Origin of the sequence: Kitasatospora sp. NPDC057595 (assembly GCF_042800875.1) — a bacterium.
In the GTDB taxonomy this organism is placed as follows: domain Bacteria; phylum Actinomycetota; class Actinomycetes; order Streptomycetales; family Streptomycetaceae; genus Kitasatospora.
The window spans coordinates 174100-192118 of sequence record NZ_JBHVGL010000017.1 but is presented as its reverse complement, the minus strand read 5'-3'; the positions used below and the strand labels follow the sequence as shown (position 1 = coordinate 192118).

The following is an 18019-nucleotide window of genomic DNA, read 5'->3' as shown; positions in this document are numbered from 1 at the left end:
GGTCGCGGCGCAGGCGAGACAGGGATCAGGCCGCCAGGGCACATGTGGGGCACATGCCCTCGGATTTCGGCGCGGTGTGCCCCGCGCCCGCACCCGGAAGCACCCTGTCGATCGCGGAACGGGTCCGCGACTCGCTGGTCGGCATCAGGTGGGTGTAGGTCCGGAGCGTGAAGCCCGGGTCGCTGTGGCCGAGGTAGGCAGCGAGCGCCTTGATCGTCTCGCCGGCATCCAGCAGCACCGAGGCGTAGGCGTGCCGTAGGGCGTGCATGCCGTCGTCCGGGGCCGCCTGGAAATACTTCGCCCCCTTCTCGCGCGGCGGGATCACCCCGGCCGCGACGAGCGCCAGCTTCCACGCGCCGGCGTTGAAGACGCTGCGGTGGTAAGGCTTGGCGCTGTCATCGGTGAAGAGCAGGTTCGCCGTGTGGGCCTCACCATCGGCGAGGCGCCAGGGGAGCGTGACCCGATTCGGCGGGAACCTCTTCATGTGGGCTTTCAACGCGCGCGCCAGACCATCGGGCAGTGGTACCTGCCGGACCTTGCCGCCCTTCGGTAGCGCGAACACCATCTTCTTCGCCACGAAGCGGACCTGCCGTCGCACCGTCACCATGCGGCGGCGGAAGTCGATGTCGTCGACGGACAGGGCGAAGACCTCGCCCTGTCGCAACCCACAGCCGAACGCGACCGAGCCGCCGGCCTGGAAGCGCTCCGGTAGGCCGTTGATGACCGCGTGGACGCGCTCTACGGACCACGGGACGACCGGCTCCTTCTCCACCTTCGGGAAGCTCACCGACTTGGCCCGGCAGGGGTTGGTGGCGATCGCTCCGTCGTCAACTGCGGAATCCAGCATCATGATCAGGACCGAGCCGTACCAGCCGATGGTGGACGGCGCGAAGCCTTCGTCCTGAAGCCGCCTCACCCAGCGCTTGATCGTGGTCGGCTTGAGCGCCCGGAGCTCCAACGTCCCCAGGCGGGCCGCGATGTGGTTGCGAACCACGCCGTCGTAGCGCTCCAAGGTGGTCGGGCCGGGAGTGACGGCCTCCAGCCACGTCTCGGCGTACTCGGCCACGGTCGTCTTCCCCGCGTTCGGGTCGACGTAGGTGCCGTCCTTGAGCATGACCTTGAGCTCGGCAGCGCGGTCATCGGCCTTGGTCTTGAGCTCGAAGTCCTCCTTGCGCTGGACGTCGTCGGGGTCGCGGTAGCGAACCTGCCAGCGCTTGCCCTTGCCGTGGTCGGTGGTGGGGTACTTGCCCTTGTGCTCGCGGCAGGGCTTGTCGGTCGGGCGGGGGTAGGTCTTGTGCCAGGTGTCGTAGACGGTCGCCATTCGGCTCCTTCGGTCGGGGGCATGGGAGGGCGCGGCCTGTGGCCGGCGGTTGGGTGAAGTGGTGACGTGAGGCGCGACGCCTGATAGGCGGCGCACTGGGAGGCGCACGAAAGTCGCTCTCCCGGGGCGGGTGTTGGATGTTTATCGACCGGCAGCCTTTTGTCAAGGAGAAGTCGCCGGATCGTCCCGGGAAGACTGGATGGTGTCCGATCGTTCCGAATCGTCCCGGGCTTCCAGGGTGCTTTTCGGGTGGGTCCGCACAGAAGCCTGGGAGCCGGTCAGGGAAGGTCGGGAGCCCGGGGTATCGCCCCTTCCACCCTGGTGGGACGCCTGTGACGGGGCTGATCAAGATTTTTTTCGGGGAAACCGCCGAATTCCTGGCTCGGGAGCTATGCCAGCAGATAGCGTCTTCAACGGCCGCCGCGAAAGTGGAACCTCCACACTCCCGTCGGGCGGCCAGCAAGCCAGCCTCGGGCCCATTTTAGGTTCCGAGCCGGGTTGCATGGAGACTTCCCTCCTCGCGGCCTCGCGACGCCCCATTCTTGGGGATTCTTCGGCGTGCCCGCACACCCCCTATCCCCTACCCGTTGGAGACCTCTTGCCCAAGACGTTCCGCGCCGCCACCACCGATCGCCGGCCACTGGCCACCGCGGAGGAGCTTGCCGCGTACCTCGGTGTCCCGCTGGGCACCGTGTACGCCTGGCGGCACCGCGGCCAGGGCCCAACCGCGATCAAGGTCGGTCGGCACCTGCGCTACCGCTGGACGGAGGTGGAGGCCTGGCTGGACGGCCAGCGCGCCGACCACGCCGCCGCCTGATCCCGCTCGTCCCACCACCGCGCCGAAGCCCGGAAGCCGTTTCGTCCGCCGTCGGCTGATCTTGCGCCCCACGATGGATCCCGGCCCCGAGCGGTCCTACCGTTCGCGCTGGCCGCCGCACCGCTCACGCCTGGCGAAGGCCCACTCTGCGGCACCCCCATCTCGTGTGATCCTCTGTCCCTTTCGCGGTGCGGCAGCTTGCCGCCGCACCGCAGTCTGGAGTCCCCGCCATCACCTGCACGCCCCACCTGCCCGAGGTCGCCTGGCCGCCGGTCGCCAACCCGGGCCAGCCCGGCGCCAGCCTCCACGCCCAGCCCCTGGCCGAATCCACAGCCGGTGGAGAGTCGGGCGCGCACGACGACGACCTTGCGGCAGACGGCACGCCGGACCTCGACGCGATGCCGCAGTCACCGGGTGCCGATCTGCTGACGGAGTTGCACGCCCACATCCGCCGGTACGCGGTCCTGCCCTCTGCCGAGGCGCTGGACGCGGTCACGCTATGGGCGGCCGCGACGCACCTGCAGGCGGTGTGGCACCACGCGCCGCGCCTGGCGATCGTGGCTCCGGCCCGCCGGTGCGGCAAGTCCCGCCTGCTCGATGTCCTGGTCGAGACCGTCCACGACCCGCTGATCACCGTCAACACCAGCGCGGCGGCGATCTACCGCACGATCAGCGACCGGCCCAGGACCCTGCTGGTCGACGAGGTCGACACCATCTTCGGCAATCCCCGGACCGCCGAGAAGTACGAGGACCTGCGCGGTCTGCTCAACGCCGGGCACCAGCGCAACCGCCCGGTGACCCGGGCCGTCGGCAACGACCACCAGGCCCGGGAGATTCGACACCTTCGCCATGGCTGCCCTCGCCGGCATCGGCGACCTGCCGGACACGATCATGGACCGGTCGATCGCGATCCGCATGCGTCGGCGCGCCGACGGCGAGGTCGTCGCGCCGCTGCGGGACCGCCGTGACGGTGTCCTGTTGCGGGAGACCCGCGCCAAGCTCGCGCTCTGGGCCTCCGAGGTCGCCGAGCAGGCCCAGGTGATGGAGCCGGACATGCCCGTCGAGGACCGGGCCGCCGATACCTGGGAGCCCCTGGTCGCGGTCGCCGACCTCGCCGGAGGCTCGTGGCCGGGCCGGGCCCGCCGGGCGTGCGTCCGCATGGTCGCGGCCGAGGAGGAGATCGAGGAGGAGAACTGCGGCGGGGCGAGGATCTTGGCCGACATCCGCAGGATCTTCTTCGCTCACGGCGATCCGGACACCCTGCCCACCACGGCCGTCCTCGCGGCGCTGAACGACGACCCCGAGGCGCCGTGGGCCGAGCACGGGCGCGGCGGCCTCACCGCCCGCGCGTTGGCCGGGCTGCTGAAGGACTATCAGATCTCCTCGGCCAACATCCGCCTGCCCGACGGCACCCAGCGCAAGGGCTACACCTTCAACAAGTTCGTCGACTCCTGGCGCCGCTACTGCCCCAAGGTCCACCCGCGTCCCACCGGAACGACCGCCGGCTCCTGACACTTCCGCCCGAAACGGTAGATGCCGTCCCCGCCGTCGCATCCCAAGACCCACACGCCGCCACGGGGACACCACACCCCACCAGCCGTCCCACGGCCGACCCGCCGCCATGCTCCGGGCGCGCCGCCCAGGACGGCGGGCGGGACGGTTCCAGCGGTGCCACAGGCCAAGCCGAGCAAGGGCCGTGGACGCCCGAAGACGGATGCGACGGCCCACCACCTCCAACACCCCGACCACCCTACGGAGGACCACCACCCGTATGTCCGACGCCGCCACGGACCGCACGGCCCGCACCAGCCATGTGACCGCCTGGGACTACTCCGCGATCGGCCTGCTCGCCGCGACCGGCTTCGCCCTCTCCTACGACGCCTTGCGCCAGATGGCCCTCGCCATCCACATCCGCGACCAGCTCGCCTACCTGTTCCCCCTCATCATCGACGGGTTCGTCGCCTACAGCGTCCGCGCCCTCCTGCTCCTGCGTACGGCCCCGCTGACCGCCCGCTCCTACGTATGGCTGCTGTTCGGCCTCTCCACTGCGGCCAGCATCTGGGCCAACACCCTCCACGCCGTCCGCCTCAACCAGCAGGCCCTGCCCCTCACCAGCGGCCTGCATCTGGGTGACTCCCCCGTCGCCGTCCTGTCCGCCATCTCCCCGCTCGCCCTCGCCGGAGCTGTCCACCTCGGTATCCACACAATCCGCCACGTCCGACCCACGGTCCGGACGGACGGCGGGGCAGTGGTCCCCGTGCCTGGGTACGGACGGTCTGCGGACACCTGGCGGTCCGCCGGACCAGACCAGATGATGACAGTCCGGCAAACCGGACCGGACCACCGGACCGTGGACGGGCCCGCCGGACCGGACCAGACCACGGCGGTCCGGCAGACCGGACCGGACGGAGGCGGTCACCCGGGACCGGACCCGGACGAACAGTTCCACCCGGACCGCCCCACCGACGGTGAGTGCCTTCTGCGGACGGACCTGGACCGTACGGCCCGGACCGGCGACAGTACGGACGGGAAAGCCTCAGGCCAGAGGCCGAGCGGAAATACCGCTCACCCCGAGGAGTCCAAGCCCGCCGGCCGTCCGCCGGGCGCCTCCCTCGACGAACTGGCCGATATCGCCGTCCAGGCGTGGACGGACAAGGGGAGGCTGAGCCGGTCCGTCGTCCGGGACGCGGTCCGCGCCCAGGGCCTCACGCTCTCCGACGAGCGCCTCACCACGGTCATGAAGATGGTCCGCCCGGACGAACCGGACGACCACGGCCCCGCCGACGTCTGATCTGCGTACCGAGGAGCCGGGCTTGCCGCCCTGCGGTCCGGTCTCCGTCCGGTCCGGTCCCCTGCTCCCGTCCGCCCCAAGGAGTTCTCCCTGACGAACCGCCAGCACGACCCCGAGCACGCCGACCACCCCGATACTGGTCTGGAAGCGCTTCTCGACTCGCCTACGTTCGCCCGTGACCTGCGGCGGGCGTTCGGCCCGGATGCCCCTGGCGGAGCCAGTAGTACCCCGAGTCCGACTCGCGGCCGGACACGGGGAGGCTCCGCCCCAGGGGTGGCGGAGCAGGTCCGGCGCGAGGGCGCGCCGGGCCAGGGGTTCGAGGCCGAGGGCGGCCCCGAACCGGACGAACTCCACACCGTGCAGACGGCGATCCTCGCCAACCGCCGCCGCCACGACAGCGCCACCGAGGTCGGCGGAGCCGAGCCGCGCAACCGCCGGTTCGAGGGCGTCAAGCGCGAGGAACGCATCGGACCGCTGCGGTTCAAGCCCGACGAGCACGCCAGGCTGCAAGCAGCTGCCCTCGCCCACGGCTACAACGGCATGTCCGGCTTCGCTGCCGACGTCGTCATGGCATTCATCGACGGCCGGTTCTTCATCGACCTCCCCCTCGCCGAGGAACGGCGGGCCACCCACCACTTCCGCTCGGTCTTCCTGCGCAGGCACGACCGACTGGGCAACAACCTCAACCAGATCGCCCGCGCCGACAACGGCGGCTACGACCGGCCGGACCACAGCCCCCGGACCATCGACCAACTGCTCCGCCTCCAGACCGAGATCGCCCACGCATTCCGCCCGTCCACCACCCAGGAGCCCCCGCCCCACCCGTGATAGCCGCCATCAAGGACCCCGGCTCCAACACCCGAGGCCTGCTCGCCTACCTCTACGGCCCCGGGCGCCACGACGAACACCACGACCCGCACATCGTCGCCGGCTTCGCGATGCTCGCCATGCCCGACCCCGGCCGCGACGAGCAGGCGACCCTCACCCAGCTCGCCCGCCACCTCGACGAGCCCGTCCACCTGCGCAACAGCGAAGTCGGCCTCAAGCTCACCAACCACGTCTGGCACTGCCCCGTCCGCGCCGCCCCCGAGGACCGCTACCTCTCCGACACCGAGTGGGCCGACATCGCCCACCGCATCGTGCGGACCGCCGGCATCGCCCCCGACGGCGACGACCTCGCCTGCCGCTGGATCGCCGTCCGCCACGCCGACGAGCACATCCACATCGTCGCCACCACCGTCCGCGAGGACGGCCGCCGCCCCAAACTCCACAGCAGCGGGCGACGCGCCGCCGACGCCTGCCGCCAGATCGAGAAGGACTACGGCCTGCGCCGCCTCAAGCCCGGCGACGGCACCGCCGCCAAACGCCCCACCCAGGCCGAGATGCACAAGGCCAAGCGCCTCGGCTGGAACCAGACCAGCCGCGCCTGGCTCGAAGACCGCATCCGCGACGCCATCCCCCACGCCGCCGACATCGAGGAGTTCCTCGCCTACCTCCAGGCCGACGGCGTCGAGGTCAACATCCGCCGACTGCCCTCCGGCGACCTGCGGGGTTACTCCGTCGCCCGGCCCGGCGACCTCAAGGCCGACGGCACACCCAACTACCTCTCCGGCAGCAAGATCGCCCCCGACCTCTCCCTGCCCAAGCTCCAAGCACTCCTCTCCACCAGCACCCCGGAGGAACACCCCACCGCCCGCCGCTACCGCCACAGCACCAGCTGGCAACGCACCACCGACACCCTAGACACCCTCCACCTCGCCGAAGCCGACGGAGACACCGGGGCCGACGCCCTCGTGCAGGCCCAGATCACCGCCCTCGGCGACATCATCAACGCCACCACCCAGGCCGCACCCCACGAGCTGCGCGCCGAACTACGAGCCGCCACCCGCGTGTACGCCCGTGCCCAACGTTCCCAGGTGCGCGCCGACCACCAGGCCGCCGCCGACCTGCGACGGGCCGCCCGCGACATCCTTCACGCCGCCGACGGACCCGGCGGCAGCACCCTCGCCGCACTGATTGCCGCCCTCGTCTGGGCGGCGGTCCTCGCCGGCCGCTGGCACCAGGCCCGAGGCCACCACCAGCAGGCCCAGGCCGCCCAGCTCGCCGTCCAGCACCTCCAGGCCGCCTACGACCGGGCCGCCGCCGAACACCTCGCCGCCCTCGCCCACCGCCAGCCCGCCCAGGAGACGATCAACGACCTCGCCCACGACCTGCGCGCCGCCGTCCCCGACTACGCCGCACGCATCCTCGCCGACCCCACCTGGCCCGCCCTCGCCACCGTCCTCGCCGACGCCGAAGCCGGCGGCCACCAGCCCCGCCAACTCCTCACCGAGGCAGCCGCCCGCCGCGAACTCTCCACGGCCCGCCAGCCCGCCAAGGTCCTCCTCGGCCGCATCCAGCACACCAGCCGCAACCCCAAACCCAACCGCGCCGCCGACGCCGCCCGCCTCCGCACCACCAGGCTCACCACGACCGCGTCCAGCGCGGCCCGACCGGCGGCACCACACCGGTCCGGACCCGGCCCGCAGCACCGAAGGCGCTGAATCCCCAGAGCCGTTCGCCCGGCGTGCCGCGCCGAACGGAAGCCGGCCGCACCACCGCACAACACCCCCTGCCACGGCAACCCGCATCCACTCCCCAAGGATCCCCATGACCGACCACACCTGCCGCACCGACGTCATCAAGCTGCTCAACGACGCTGACTTCATCACCCGCCCCGACACCAGCACCTGGTCCCACCATGACGGGCGCCCCTTCACCGACGCCGAACAGGCGCTCGCTGACGACGCCACCGACGAGGAGCTCGTGACCCTCTTCGCCTGTTACAAGATCGGGCTCGATCACGGCCTCGGTGACCCGGAACACAACCTCCGTGTCCTCAAGTACCGGTACGCGATCAAGCTCCCCAGCGGCGCCACCGACGAGGACATCGCCGCCGCCATGACCGACCAGGACCGCGCCGAGTACCAGCGTCTCAGCCGCCGCATCAAGGTTGGTATACGGCCGGAGGCCGTCACCCTGCTGCTCGACGCCAACATCCCTGCATACCTCGACACCAAGACCTGGACCCACCACGACGGACGCCCCTTCACCAAGGAGGAACAGGCCCTCGCGCGCAGCTGCACCCGGGAGGAGGTCAACGCCGTCCTCGCACAGATGAAGCGTGAGCTCGAACTCGAACGCGAGCAGGAAGCCGACGCTCCCCGCGCCCTCGACGCCCTGCTCACCAAGTACTACGGCCACCTCCCCGACGGCAGCCTGATCCGCGACCCCGGCTCAGCCATGACCAAGGAGGACCGCGCCGAGTACGAGAGCCTCATGTACATCATCGCTCCCGAGCCCGGAGACATCGTCGCTCGCGGCAAGGACTGATCGTCTGTGTCACCCTGGCCCGGCAACCACCAGGCCAGGGTGACGGTTTGATGTCTTCCTCGGCGATCGCGAAGCATGCACCGCCAGCCTGACGTCGTGGGCGAGAGGAGCCCGTGACTGTCCGATGTCGGACAGCCTGCTGCCTTGCCTGGCCGCCCGGTGCCCGGCGCGACCCGCTGGCGGCGTTGGTCGGTGAACCTGATCAAGGTCGGCGCGACGGCGGCGACCGCCATGACGCCGGCGGCCGCGAGGCCTCTGAAGATTGCATCCCCCCAAGTTCCCTATCGGACTGACCTTTTGCCCTGCAGCGGAGGGAGCTGCCGCGTCCGTGAAGTTCTTCTGCTGTTCAGCCGGGTGCGGCTCGGTGAGGGATAGCATCTGCGGCATCTAGACATCTAGATGCCAGGCCGGAGAGCTCCGGCGGGGCCCGTACGGCCACTTGGCGAAGGGCATCGCTCGTTCCACGGTGCCCGCTCGCTTGCTGACCAGTCGTCACGAAAACGGGAAGAGAACCCGATGACCCCCACGAAGACCGCCGGCGTCGCAGCCGCGGCCTGCCTCGCGTTCACGCTCACCGCGAGCTTGGCCCAGGCCGCCCCGGCCCGGGCGGCCGCCGCAGCCGAAGGCACCTACGTCGCCCTGGGCGATTCCTATACAGCGGCCGGCACTCTGACCGAACGTGTTCCCGGCACGCCGTCCGCCTGCAATCAGGACACCGACAACTACCCGCACGTCGTGACCCGGAGCCTCGGGCTGCAACTCGTCGACGCCAGCTGCTCCGGCGCGGAGATCAGTGACATGGCGTCCGCTCAGTCGGCGGACTCGCCGCCGCAGTTCGATGCCCTGACCCTTTCCACGTCGGTGGTCACCCTGGGCATAGGGGGCAACGACAACAACACCTTCAGCACCGCCGTCCGCGGCTGCGAGGCCATCGACGCGCTGAACATCTTCGACATCGGCTCCCCGTGCGCGGACTACTACAAATCGACCTTCACCGACGCCATCGCCGCCGACGAGGTGAACATCGCCGGCGCCATCCAGCAGATCCACCGGCTCGCACCCCAGGCCAAAGTCTTCGTCGTCGGCTACCCGAACGTCCTGCCGCAGAGCGGTAACTGCTGGCCGCGGCTGACCCTCACCACCAAGGACACGGCCTACCTCGACAACGTCGAACGGGCCCTCAACTCCATGCTGCGGGGGGCCGCCGAGAGCAACGGCGCCACCTACGTCGACACCTACACCCCGAGCATCGGGCACGACGCCTGCCAGAGCGCGTCCACGCGCTGGGTCGAGCCGCTCGTCCCGGCCGGCGCCTTCGCGCCGTTCCACCCGAACGCGGTCGGCCAGCAGCACACCGCCGCGGCCGTCGAAACCGCGCTGCGGGCCGCCGGCGTCGGCTGACGCGCACGGCGGGCCGCCCTGGCCCAGCCGGCGCGGCCGACGCCGGAATAGCGCACACTACACGAGGGCAGGTGCCGCTTGAACGTCGTCGACCCGTTCAATCGGCGCCTGGCCGCCCTCCGTCAGGCCGCGCCGACCGAGGCCCTGCTGAGGGGCGCCAAGGGGAGCCGATCGAGCGAGCGCCTCAGTCTCCCGCGTCCGCGCCGTCCGGATCCTCGCCCTCCCGGGGCCACGTGCGGTAGCGCAGCACGTAGCTGGCGTTCTCGCCGTAGATCCGCCGGCGCACGTAGAGCGCGGGCTGTCCGTCCGGCGCGCAGTTGACCCCCTCGCGCACGAGCAGCGGGCTGCCCGCCCCGATGCCGAGCCGCCGCGCGTCGGCGATGTCGGCGGCGATCGCGCTGAACGACCGCCAGTCGTAGACGAGTTCGATGCCGATCGCCTCGGCCACCGCCACCGTCGTATTGCGGGACTCCGTCGATTCCGCGAAGCCCGCAGGCAGCAGTCGCGTGGCCACCCAGTAGCTGCTCACGGCCCAGGGCCGGCCGGAGGCCGTGATCAGGGTATCGAGGCGGGTCAGCGCGCTGGCGGGCAGCCGCAGGTGCTCGGCCGCGTGCCGGTCGGGCGCCAGGTCCGAGCCGACCGTCACCTCCACGGTCCGCTCCTCCGTGCCCTGCAGATCGTGCACGGGCAGGGGCGTGCTCCGGCCGTCGACGTCGAGACGGGCGCTGTTCGGGTTGACGTCGATCGTGGCCCGCACGACCGGTCGGCGCACGAAGGTGCCGACCCCGCGCCGGATCTCGATCGCGCCCGCACGTTCGAGCTCCGCGATCGCCTGGCGGACCGTCAGTCGATTGGCGTCGAAGTGCGCGGCCAGCTCCGGTTCGCTCGGCAGCCGGAAGCCCGGCGGGTACTGGCCGGTGTCGATGCGCTCCTGGATCTCATCGGCGAACTGGAGGTACAGCGGACCGCTGCTTCGTGGTGTCGGCACGTGGCGAATCCTACGGATCCGGCGCCGGCGGCCAGCTCCCGGTGCACGATCCGTGAAGTTCCCCCGTCGTTCATCCAAGGGTCGCCCGACGAGGGATAGCATCTGCGACGTCTAGACATCTAGATGCCTGGTCGGAGCCCCTGCGATACCTGCACAGCCGCCTGGTGAAGGGCCCCGTCCCCGGCACCCCCATCGAATGAATCGCCACTCACGACAACCCCGACGGGCAGGCCGACACCATGGACCACCAGCACGATCCGCGCACCTGGATCACCACGCCCATCACCGCCGACCTGCTGCGCGGGGCCCTCGACCTGGAGTGGACCGAGCGCGGCCTGCTGCCGCACCGGCTGCCCGCCCGGGCCCGCGCCCAGTGCGCGGACCCGCAGCTGGCCAGGGTCGAGTCCCAGCCCTCCGGCGTGCGGCTGGCCTTCCGCACCCGGGCCACCGCCCTCGAACTGGACACCGTCCCCACCAAGACCGTCTACGCGGGCTTCCCCGCGCGGCCCGACGGTGTCTACGACCTGCTCGTCGACGGCCGGCTCGCCGACCAGGCGAGCGTGACCGGCGGCGACACGCTGACCATCGACATCGCCACCAGGACCGCCGAGCACCGCCCCGGCCCCACCGGCACCCTCCGCTTCGACGGCCTGCCCGACCGGCTCAAGGACGTCGAGATCTGGCTGCCCTACAACGAGACCACCGAACTCGTCGCCCTGCGGACCGACGCCCCCGTCGAGCCCGCGCCGGACCGGGGCCGCAAGGTCTGGCTGCACCACGGCAGTTCCATCAGCCACGGCTCCGACGCCGCGAGCCCCACCACCACCTGGGCCGCCCTCGCCGCCGCCGCCGGCGACGTCGAGCTGATCAACCTCGGCCTGGGCGGCAGCGCCCTGCTCGACCCCTTCACCGCCCGCACCGTTCGGGACGTCCCCGCCGACCTGATCAGCGTCAAGATCGGCATCAACGTGGTCAACCAGGACCTGATGCGCCTGCGCGGCTTCACCTCCGCCGTCCACGGCTTCCTCGACACCATCCGCGAGGGACATCCCGACACCCCGCTGCTGGTCGTCTCGCCCATCCTGTGCCCCGCCGTCGAGGACACACCCGGCCCCTGCACCCTCGACCTCACCGCCCTCGCAGCCGGACAGATCCGCTTCCGCGCGACGGGCGACCCGGCCGAGCGCGCGAGCGGCAAGCTGACACTGGGCGTCATCCGCGACGAACTGGCCCGCATCGTCGAACAGCGCGCCGCCGCCGACCCGAACCTCCACTACCTCGACGGCCGCACCCTCTACGGCGAGGCCGACGCCACCGCCCTCCCGCTGCCCGACCAGCTCCACCCGGACGCCGCCACCCACCACCACATCGCCCAGCGCTTCGCCGCCCACGCCTTCACCGCCCCGGGCCCCTTCGCCCCGTAGCCGAGCGGAGAGCTGGTGCGCCCTTGAGAAGTTCTACGACCCCAGGGCCGCGTACCGCCCCGACCACCCGACAGGCCCCGGCCCACACGGCCGGGGCCTGTCGGCGCTGAACGGCTCCGGCATAGGCCCCCGGCCCACGACTCCGCCGGCCGGGCCGGTGGCCCGCAGCACGACGGGGGCGTCCGCCTCGGAGGACTTCGGGGCGGGAGGGCCGTGCGACGGTCTCCTGTGCATCGCCGGCAGCGCAGCCGGCGATGCACAGGGTCCGAGGTGCTACTTCTTCACCCACAGCGCGGCGGGGGACACGTTGAGGATGGTGCGCTTGGACAGGTCGGGCAGTCCGGCGACCTTGGCGGAGGCGAGGAAGCCGCCCGTGTTCTCGGTGAGGAAGGCCATCGGCACCTCGCCGACGACCCGCTGGGCCGCCCGCTGGTAGGCGGCCGACCGCTTGGCGGCGTCGGTCGACGCGCGGCCCTCGGCGATCGCCTGCGAGGCCTCCTGGTCGGACCAACTCATGAAGTTGTACGGAGAGTTGGGAAGGTAGAGGCTGCTGAGCGCGGTGTCGGTGTCGCCGAACATGCTGGTGAGGAAGTCCATCACCTGGAACTTGCGCTGGAACAGCGCGGTGCCCAGGCCCGCCGGGTCGAGCGGCTTGATGGTCATCTTGATTCCGGCTTCGGCGAGCATCTGCTGGAGCACGGTGGCCCGCTGCTGGCCCTCGGGGCGGCCGTCGACCAGGTACTCGAAGGAGAGGTCGGGGTGACCCGCCTCGGCGAGCAGGGCACGGGACTTGGCCACGTCGTGGGCCGGGTACGTGGCGGCGGTGCGGTACGGGGAGCGGGAGCCGATCGGGCCGTCCGAGACCTTGCCCTGGTCGAGGTAGACGACCTTCTCCAGGGCCTCGCGGTCGATCGCGTACTGCACCGCCCGGCGGACCCGCACGTCGTCGAAGGGCGCCGACTTGGTGTTGAAGACGACGGTGCTGGTGCCGCCGGGCCCGGTGGCGGTGCGCAGACCGTCGCCGGCGGCCTGCTTGAGCTGGCTGGGCGTCTCGGTCCAGATCAGGTCGGCGTCGCCGGAGCGCAGCGACTGGTAGCGGCTGTCGGTGTCCGGCAGCACCTTGTAGACGAGCTTGTCGGCGTGGCCCTTGGCGCCCCAGTAGGAGGGGTTGCGCACGAGGGTGACGGAGACGCCCGGCTGCACGCTCTCGATCGTGTAAGGGCCGGAGCCGACGGCCGGTGTGTCGGGCGCGGCGGGCGCCTCGGAGACGTAGCCGAGGGAGCGGGTGAACATGTTCGGGAAGGCGGCGTCGGGAGCCTTGAGGGTGAAGGTGACGGTGGTCGGTCCGGTGACGGTGGTGGCGCCGATGGCGGCCACGTCGGTGGCACAGGCGCACTTGTTCTCCGGCTTGGCGAGCCGCGCGACGTGGTCGGCGACGGCCTGGGCGTCCAGCGGCTTGCCGTCGCTGAACTTCACACCCTCGTGCAGGTCGAGGGTCCAGACCGCGGCGGCCGCGTCGGAGGTGAAGGACTTGGCGAGGTAGGGCTGGACGGCGCCGTTGTCACCGTTGACCATCAGCGGGTCGTAGAGCGCGTTGGCCAGGATCATCATCGGCATCGAGGTCAGGGTGGCGTCGGCCGGGTCGAGCTTGGCGAACGGCCGGTCCAGGCCGATCTTGAGCGTGCCCCCGTCCACGGCCGGCCCGTCGCCCGCCGCGCCGGCGGTGCCTGCACCGGTGCCGGAGACCGCGCCGTCGGACGCGGAGCAGGCGGTGAGGGCGAGCGCGGACGCGAGAGCCGCCGATGCCAGGAGGTAGTGCCGCTTCATGGTTCCTCGGTTCGGGAGTGTGGGGGACGGTCCGGGAAGCCCGGCCGCTGATGCCCCACACCATTCCGGAGGTGTCACAACTGCCAAAAGGCAGTTGTGTAAAGTTCAGATGACGAGACCCGGAAGATTCGACACCCGCCTTGAACGGCCCCGCTCGGGCGTGGTTCGGTACCGGCAGCCGCCCCCTCGGCGGCCCCATCCGCACTCACCTCGCCGAGAGGAAACGGACGCACGATGCAGGGGACGGACACCGCGGGGGAGCAGCGCTTCCGCGATCGCAAGAAGGCGCGCACCCGCGACAGCATCCGCTCCACGGCGCTCGACCTGTTCGAGGAGCAGGGCTTCGAACGCACCACCGTGGACCAGATCTGCCGCCGCGTCGACATCGCCCAACGCACGTTCTTCCGCTACTACCCGACCAAGGAAGCCCTGCTGTTCGGCTGGGACTTCGGCCAGGCCATCCTCGACGCCTTCGCCGCCGCCCCCGCCGAACTCCCACTGTGGGGCGCGCTCGACCACGCGCTGACCGTCACCGACGGGCGGCTGGAGGAGCCCGTCGATCACACCGAGCGCCGCCGCCGACTGCGCCGGGCACTGATCGACGCTCAGAGGTCCGTGCACAACTACGCCTTGGTCGTGATCGACGGCTTCACCGAACGCATCATCACCGTCGCGGCCGAGCGGCTCGGCGTCGACCCGGCCACAGACCTGCGCCCGACCGCACTCGGAACGCTCTTCGGAGGCATGCTGCGCCACCACGTCCTGATCGCACCCGAGACCGACACGGTGGCGGGCTGGCACAAGGCCTACCGGGACGCGCTCGGCACCACCGGCTGACCCGATTCCGGCACCCCGGGCACCGCTGGGCGATGCAACCGGCTGTCCGGACGGCACCGCGCGCCCTTGGGCGCTGAAGACAGATCCCGATCACTGGCAGTAGTGACGGCTAGGTGTTCAATCCGGGGACCCTCGCGGCACTGGCCGCGACGATCGGGGGTGGGGGTCGTTCGAGCGGATGCGCCGCGGCCTCGGCCCAGACGGGCTGCTCGCCGACACGGTGTGGAACCTGGCCTGACCGGCATCGAGGCCGCCACCAACCGGTGGCGGCCTCCTGCGGAAGCAAGCCCGGCTCGACGCACCAACTCCCCTGCCGTCATTGGCTGCAGGGTGTGATCGTGATCGCTCGCGATCCTTGGATCTTCCGGCCGTACGTGTGCTACGTTCCGTAGTCCAACCGAAAATAGGCGACCCCGGCGGTGCTCGCAACACCCCGGGGTCCGGCACCAGGAGCTGTAACTCCCGATGCGAGTCCATCGTAGCGCCCACGTGCGCAACTTCACCGTGCTACCCAACGCCGTCCTGCAGTACCGACGGCTCTCCTACACCGCCCGCGGCCTGCTCGCGGACCTTCTCTCCCGCCCCGACGGCTGGCGCGAGGACGGTCGGCACATGGCCGACACCAGTCCCCAGGGACGCGGCGCCATCCGCAAGGCCCTGAAGGAGCTGGCCGAGGCGGGCTTCTACCGGGTCGAGAAGATCCGCATGGCCGACGGCACGATCATCACCGAGACCCACGTCTACGACACCCCGCAGCTCACGGTGCTGCCGGGTGCCACCCGTCCGGTCTCCGGTGAAGCGACCACCGGCGGTGCTGACGCCCTTGTAAAGGACCTGGTGAAAGAACCCTCCCTCCCCGCCGAGCAGGCCGGCGAGCCGGTCCTCGCCGACGAGCCGCAGGCGAGGGCGGGAGGGCGGGCGGAAGACTCCGAGGAGGAGACCGGCGAGCATCCCGTGGCGGTGCCGGACGAGCAGGTCCGCGAGGCGGTCGCCACGCTGTTCCGGGTGATCCGCCCCGAGCCGCGCCTGCGGCTCGGCCAGGCCGAAGCCGAGGACCTCGCACCCCTCGTCGCACGGTGGCTGGAACGCGGCGCGACCCAGGCCGACCTCGCCCAGGCCTTGCTGCCGGGCCTGCCCGCCCCGGTGCACTCGGCGGTCGCGGTGCTCCGCTACCGCCTGGAGCGCAAGATGCCGCCCGTCCAGCCCGCCATGCGGCCCGCAGCGGCACGGTACGCCGAGTGCGCCAAGTGCCACGACCCGGTGCCCCAGGCGGGCATCTGCCGCCCCTGCGTGGGCCTCGGCACGCGCACGGTCGCCGTCGGCGAAGGTGAGGCGGCCACCCGCGGCGGAGCGGCCCGCGCCAGGGACGCCCTGCGCGCTACCAGGGCAGCTGGCCTGCACCTGGGCAGCCTGGCGGCAGCCCAGTAGCGCGGCCCCGACGTCACCGATCTGGCAACGGTCAGGCTGCCATGGCCGGCAGCGCGCGCAGGCGCTCGCGGAACTCGGCGACTGCGGACTCGGCGGCGTGCGGCTTGAGGTATCTGTCGAACTTGGTGAGGCGGTTGACGGCGCGGACGGAGTGGACCTTGGTTTCGAGGAGGCCGAGGCCGCGGTTGGCGGCGTCGAGGGCGCCGTCGAGGTCCTTGCCGGCGAGGCGGGCGGTGGCGAGGCGGCCGGATCGGACGGCCTGGTCGCGGGGGACGGCGTGGTCGATGGAGGAGGCGAGGGCGCTGGTGGCGCGCTCGACCTGGCCGGCGCGGAGCATGATTTTGCCCTCGGTGGAGCTGAGCTGGGCGTCGCCGTACCAGGAGAGCCAGGTCGGGAGCTGGTCGCCGCCGTTCCTGGACCAGAGGTCGTGGGCGCGGTTGAGGGCGGAGCCGGCCTTCTGGTGCCGGCCGTCGCGGGAGAGGCTCTCGGCGTGGTGGAGTTCGAGGTAGCTGCGGACGCCGGGCTGCATCGTCGAGGGGGTGTTGGCGAGCGCGGTCTCGACCTGGGCGACGCGCTCGGCGGGGTTGCCGGCGTCGGAGAGGTGGACGCCCATCTCGGCGAGCAGGAAGGCGCCGAGGGCGTCGTTCCCGACGGTCTTGGCGGCGCGCAGGGCGCCGAGGTAGTACTGCTGGCCGGCTGAGCGCAGGCCGCTGTCGTAGGCCATCCAGCCGGCGATGTAGTTGACCTGGGCGGCCAGTCCGTACAGGCGGGCCTCGACGGCTTCGGTGTGGCGGCCCTGCTTGAGCAGGGTGGTGATGATCGCCAGGTCGCCGCGGGCCTGTTCGATGAGGCGGGCGCCGCCCATCTGGGCGTCCAGGGTCTGGAGGGTGGCGACGCGGGCTTCGAGGGTGTCGACCATGGAGTCGGTCACCTGGTCGCCGTTCAGGGCGGAGGCGAAGGCGGGCGAGGCCGAGGCCCAGCTCGCGGCGACGGTGGCCATGGCGGCCCCGGTGATGGTGAGAAAGCCCCGCCGATCCATACGACCACTCCTGACCAGTTCCACCAGTACGTCCACGGTACCGGCCTTCGTCCACGGCGCCGTGACGCCGGTCACCTCCCAGACAGGAAGCCATCCCGGCCACGGATTGGCAACCAGAGTACGGGGATTGACGCCCAGGAGATCGGCCAGAACGTACTGGGCGTCCGGCTCGGGTTCCTGGCCCTGCTCCCACTTCCAGACCAGGGTCCGGTTGGTCGCCAGGTGGATCTTCAGCGCGGCACCGCGGTCGCGCATCATGCCCGCGAACTGGTTCTTTCCCCACCTGTGCGACTGCAGCAGGTAGGTGAGCGGGTGGACCGCCAGCGTGCCTTCGACCATCTCAACCCCCGGCTTTTGAGGCCCTGTTGGTGAGCGTACTGCTACCCGCCGCAGCCAGGGTGCTCTCGGAGAGAAACCCCCTGGAAACGTTCCGCGACGCTCCGCCTCGCCGTGACGCTGGACCGGCCGTCGTCCGAGGAGAGCGGAGGGAAGGGCCCATGGACAGAGCCGCGAGCGCACAGCGAGGCCGCCACCGCGGCGCGCACCGCGACCCGCTGGGAGTCCGGTTCACGGTGCTGTGGGGGCTCGGTCACGTCGCGGCGCTGGTGCTGCTCGGGACCGTCGCCCAGCACCAGCTCGGCGCCGAGCACCAGTACGCGGCACCGCCAGCACGCGCCGTCCCGGATCGGGAGCCGACCGCCTGAGGAGCCACGGCTCCGTGCTCAGCCCGCCACCCACCAGCGAGTTGGAGGAGAAGCACCGTGTCCTACCCGC

At 71.3% G+C, this 18019-nt stretch carries 14 protein-coding genes and 1 pseudogene; 11 read left to right on the top strand and 4 right to left on the bottom strand.

Features of this window, described 5'->3' with window-relative positions; translation table 11 throughout:
- Nucleotides 1-25 precede the first annotated feature (25 nt).
- Nucleotides 26-1321 (bottom strand): tyrosine-type recombinase/integrase, encoded by a 1296-nt coding sequence (locus ACFU9E_RS24735; protein ID WP_380683980.1) that lies wholly within the window; start codon nucleotides 1319-1321, stop codon nucleotides 26-28.
- Nucleotides 1322-1919: 598 nt separating this feature from the next.
- Here ACFU9E_RS24735 and ACFU9E_RS24730 point away from each other — a divergent pair.
- The 7 genes and pseudogenes from ACFU9E_RS24730 to ACFU9E_RS24700 all read left to right on the top strand — a co-directional run bounded on the left by ACFU9E_RS24730 (nucleotide 1920) and on the right by ACFU9E_RS24700 (nucleotide 9702).
- Entirely contained in the window at nucleotides 1920-2138 is a 219-nt protein-coding gene (locus ACFU9E_RS24730; RefSeq protein ID WP_380683979.1) for a helix-turn-helix transcriptional regulator, read from the top strand.
- A gap of 398 nt (nucleotides 2139-2536) precedes the next feature.
- Nucleotides 2537-3650: pseudogene (locus ACFU9E_RS24725) on the top strand (DUF3631 domain-containing protein).
- A gap of 259 nt (nucleotides 3651-3909) precedes the next feature.
- Nucleotides 3910-4929, top strand: a complete 1020-nt coding sequence (locus ACFU9E_RS24720) for a DUF2637 domain-containing protein (RefSeq protein ID WP_380683978.1) — start codon at nucleotides 3910-3912, stop codon at nucleotides 4927-4929.
- Between the two features lie 273 nt (nucleotides 4930-5202).
- Complete coding sequence (locus ACFU9E_RS24715) at nucleotides 5203-5757, top strand: plasmid mobilization relaxosome protein MobC (RefSeq protein ID WP_380683977.1); 555 nt, start codon at nucleotides 5203-5205, stop codon at nucleotides 5755-5757.
- Entirely contained in the window at nucleotides 5754-7472 is a 1719-nt protein-coding gene (locus ACFU9E_RS24710) for a relaxase/mobilization nuclease domain-containing protein (protein WP_380683976.1), read from the top strand. Before ACFU9E_RS24715 ends, ACFU9E_RS24710 begins: the two co-directional genes overlap by 4 nt.
- A gap of 106 nt (nucleotides 7473-7578) precedes the next feature.
- Complete coding sequence (locus ACFU9E_RS24705; RefSeq protein WP_380683975.1) at nucleotides 7579-8301, top strand: hypothetical protein; 723 nt, start codon at nucleotides 7579-7581, stop codon at nucleotides 8299-8301.
- Between the two features lie 516 nt (nucleotides 8302-8817).
- A complete protein-coding gene (locus tag ACFU9E_RS24700; protein ID WP_380683974.1) occupies nucleotides 8818-9702 on the top strand; it encodes an SGNH/GDSL hydrolase family protein in 885 nt (294 codons plus the stop codon).
- A 184-nt stretch (nucleotides 9703-9886) separates the two neighbouring features.
- Here ACFU9E_RS24700 and ACFU9E_RS24695 read toward each other — a convergent pair whose 3' ends face one another.
- Complete coding sequence (locus tag ACFU9E_RS24695; protein WP_380683973.1) at nucleotides 9887-10690, bottom strand: GntR family transcriptional regulator; 804 nt, start codon at nucleotides 10688-10690, stop codon at nucleotides 9887-9889.
- Nucleotides 10691-10929: 239 nt separating this feature from the next.
- Between ACFU9E_RS24695 and ACFU9E_RS24690 the strand changes: the two genes are divergently transcribed.
- Nucleotides 10930-12114, top strand: a complete 1185-nt coding sequence (locus tag ACFU9E_RS24690) for a GDSL-type esterase/lipase family protein (RefSeq protein WP_380683971.1) — start codon at nucleotides 10930-10932, stop codon at nucleotides 12112-12114.
- A gap of 273 nt (nucleotides 12115-12387) precedes the next feature.
- Here ACFU9E_RS24690 and ACFU9E_RS24685 read toward each other — a convergent pair whose 3' ends face one another.
- Entirely contained in the window at nucleotides 12388-13941 is a 1554-nt protein-coding gene (locus ACFU9E_RS24685) for an ABC transporter substrate-binding protein (RefSeq protein WP_380683871.1), read from the bottom strand.
- 234 nt (nucleotides 13942-14175) lie between these two features.
- On the opposite strand from ACFU9E_RS24685, the gene ACFU9E_RS24680 reads away from it, so the two are divergent.
- Nucleotides 14176-14778, top strand: coding sequence for a TetR family transcriptional regulator (locus ACFU9E_RS24680; protein WP_380683870.1), 603 nt, complete (start codon nucleotides 14176-14178; stop codon nucleotides 14776-14778).
- 465 nt (nucleotides 14779-15243) lie between these two features.
- Nucleotides 15244-16206, top strand: coding sequence for a hypothetical protein (locus tag ACFU9E_RS24675; protein WP_380683869.1), 963 nt, complete (start codon nucleotides 15244-15246; stop codon nucleotides 16204-16206).
- Between the two features lie 31 nt (nucleotides 16207-16237).
- Here the strand turns inward: ACFU9E_RS24675 and ACFU9E_RS24670 are convergent, their stop codons facing one another.
- The gene (locus ACFU9E_RS24670; RefSeq protein ID WP_380683868.1) at nucleotides 16238-17584 is read right to left on the bottom strand and encodes a transcriptional regulator; all 1347 of its coding nucleotides are present in this window, start codon (nucleotides 17582-17584) and stop codon (nucleotides 16238-16240) included.
- Between the two features lie 158 nt (nucleotides 17585-17742).
- On the opposite strand from ACFU9E_RS24670, the gene ACFU9E_RS24665 reads away from it, so the two are divergent.
- A complete protein-coding gene (locus tag ACFU9E_RS24665) occupies nucleotides 17743-17949 on the top strand; it encodes a hypothetical protein (RefSeq protein WP_380683867.1) in 207 nt (68 codons plus the stop codon).
- Nucleotides 17950-18019: the final 70 nt, after the last annotated feature.